At 67.3% G+C, this 2832-nt stretch carries 3 protein-coding genes; 1 reads left to right on the top strand and 2 read right to left on the bottom strand.

The window, feature by feature from the left end; translation table 11 throughout:
* Window positions 1–653 (top strand): undecaprenyl-diphosphate phosphatase (locus LCE31_RS38535; RefSeq protein WP_225022859.1); only part of this gene is annotated, 653 nt, incomplete at its 5' end.
* Window positions 654–811: 158 nt separating this feature from the next.
* Here the strand turns inward: LCE31_RS38535 and LCE31_RS38530 are convergent.
* Complete coding sequence (locus LCE31_RS38530; RefSeq protein WP_225022858.1) at window positions 812–1732, bottom strand: carbohydrate ABC transporter permease; 921 nt, start codon at window positions 1730–1732, stop codon at window positions 812–814.
* Complete coding sequence (locus LCE31_RS38525) at window positions 1729–2679, bottom strand: carbohydrate ABC transporter permease (protein WP_225022857.1); 951 nt, start codon at window positions 2677–2679, stop codon at window positions 1729–1731. The genes LCE31_RS38530 and LCE31_RS38525 overlap by 4 nt, the downstream gene beginning before the upstream one ends.
* Between the last annotated feature and the right edge of the window lie 153 nt (window positions 2680–2832).

Genomic DNA, 2832 nt, shown 5'->3' with positions numbered 1-2832 from the left:
TCCTGTACTTCTTCAAGGACCTCGTGCGGATCGTCGCGGCGTGGGGGCGCGGCCTGGTCAACAAGGAGGAGCGCTACCACCACGACTACAAGTTCGCGTGGTGGGTGATCGCCGCGACCGTCCCCATCGTGGTGGTCGGGCTCGCGGCCAAACCGCTGATCGACGGGCCCCTCGCCTCCCTGTGGGTGGTGGCCGGCTCCCTGATCGTGGGCAGCGGCGTGATGTGGGCGGCCGACCAGATGGGCCGCCACAAGCGCGGCGAGGACGACACGTCCTTCAAAGACGCGATGCTGGTGGGCTGTTCACAGATCCTCGCACTCCTCTTCCCCGGCTTCTCCCGCTCCGGCGCCACCATGTCCACCGCCCTCGTCCTCGACCTCGACCGGATGGCAGCCACCCGGCTCTCGTTCTTCCTCGGCATCCCCGCCCTCACGGGCGCCGGGATCTACGAGCTGAAGGACGCGCTCGGCACCGGAGTGGGCGCGGCACCACTGGCCGTCGGGACGGCGATCTCGTTCGTCGTGGCGTACGGCTCCATCGCGTGGCTGCTGCGGTTCGTCGCCCACCACTCCTTCAACGCCTTCGTGATCTACCGGATCGTCATCGGCGTACTACTGCTCGGCCTGCTCGGCACGGGGGTACTGAACGCGTGACGCCGGACTCCGCCCGGGGGTACAGCGGGTCGCCCGCGCCCGCCGGGGGCCCGGATCGACAGTGACGTGCCCGCGGGTCGGGCCTCCCGGTGCGCGAAGGTCCGCGAAGTGGTCCGGTCGCCTTGGGCGTACGGTGCCACTTCGCGGACACGGCCATGTCAGCCCTTGTTGGCGCCCAGGGTCAGTCCGGAGACGAACTGCTTCTGGAGGGCGAAGAACACCACGAGGGTGGGGACCGCCACGATCAGCGCCGCAGCGGAGATCAGGTTGTTGTTCACGAAGAACTGGCCCTGGAGGTTGTTCAGCGCCGCGGTGATGGGCCGGTTGCTGCCGGTCTGCATCAGCACGGTGGCCCAGAAGAAGTCGTTGTAGATCCAGGTGAATTCGAGCGTCGCGAGAGCCGCGAGCACCGGCCGGCACAGCGGCATGATGAGCTGCCAGTACTGCCGCCAGACCGAGGCCCCGTCCACGAGCGCCGCCTCGCCGAGCTCCTTGGGGATCGTGCGCATGTAGTTGGAGAGCACGAAGGCGCAGAAGCCGGTCTGGAACGCGACATGGATCAGGATGAGCCCGAGGAACGAGTCGTCCAGCTTTCCGGACGCCGCCAGCCAGTCGGGCAGCGGTATCAGCTGGTACATCTTGAACAGCGGCGTGATCAGGGCCTGTTGGGGCAGCAGGTTGCCCGCGGTGAACAGCATCAGCAGCGCGATGTTCACCTTGAAGTTGAACCGCGCCACCACGAAGGCCACCATGCTGGAGAGCCAGAGTGTGATCACCAGTGCCGGCACCGTGATGATGACCGAGTTCCAGAAGTAGTGCAGCAGCTGCGCCTGGTCCCAGGCCGCGGTGAAGTTGCCGAACCCGTAGTGGCCGCCCACGGACACGTATCCGCGCTTCTGCGTGTCCGCGTACGGCCGCAGCGCGGTGTAGAAGGCGTACAGCAGCGGCAGCAGCCAGACGACGCAGGTGCCGATCAGGAAGACATGCAGGGTGACGCGGCCGGCCCGCGGGGGGCGCCCGTCGCGGGAGGCGGGCGCGGCGGTGGCGGGCCCGGTGCGCTCGGTCGTCAGCGTCGTCATTCTCGCTCGTCCTTCCGGAACATGCTGATCAGGTACGGCACGATGAAGGCCAGCGAGATCACCAGGAGGATCGTGGCGAGCGCCGACCCGAAGCCGATGCGGCTGGCCTCTCCGACGATGTTGTCGGTCACCAGGACGGACAGCAGCTCCAGGCCGTTGGTGCCCTTGTTGATGACGTAGACGATGTCGAAGGCGCGCAGGGACTCGATGACCGTGATGACCAGCACCACGACGTTGATGGGGCGCAGTGCGGGCCACACCACGTGGCGGAAGGTCTGCCGGCCGTTCGCGCCGTCGAGCGCGGCCGCCTCCTTCAGGGAGGGGTCGACGCTCTTGAGGCCGGCCAGGAAGAGCACCATCACATAGCCGGCCTGACGCCAGCAGGCCATGATCATGACGGCCCAGATGTTCAGGTGCGGGTTGCCCATCCAGTCGATGACGTGGTGGTCCGCGTGCCCGGTGAGGTTGTTGATGAGCCCCTGGGTGGGCGAGAAGATCAGCTCGGTCATGAAGCCGATCAGCGCGAGGGACAGCACCACGGGCAGGAACAGCACGGACTGGTAGATCCGGGAGAACTTGATCTGCTTGTCGAGCTGGACGGCGAGGAACAGGCCGAACGGCGCGGGCAGCACGAAGAAGACCGCGAGCCAGATGAGGTTGTGCTCGATGGCCGGGTCGAAGGGCGGGTAGATCGTGAAGATGTTCTTGTAGTTCTCGGTGCCGACCCACTGGATCGTGGAGAAGTCGCCGAACCCGGACCAGCTGGAGAACGACAGGACGATCGATGCCAGGGCGGGCACCCACACGAACGCCACGGTGAGCAGGGTGGGGATGCCGGCCATCAGGCCGAGGCTCACCCGGTCGCGCTTGGTGAGCTGTTTGAGATGGCGCCGCTTGGTCTTGGGGGGCGTGGTCCGCGGCGCCGCCGCGCCGTCCACAACAGTCATGTGTTCCTCGTCGTTTTCACACCGGGCAATGCCGTACGGGCCGGTGCGGGGGGGCCCCCGCCCCGCCCCCGCCCCCCCCCCCCCCCAACCGGGGGGGCGGGCGCCCCAGTGGTCAGCCCCCACCCAGAAGAGAAACCGGAAAGGGAGTAAGGA

This window comes from Streptomyces sp. 8L, assembly GCF_020176795.1.
Classification (GTDB): Bacteria; Actinomycetota; Actinomycetes; order Streptomycetales; family Streptomycetaceae; genus Streptomyces.
Note: the sequence above shows the minus strand (reverse complement) of the source record. Positions and strands in the feature narration are given on the sequence as shown.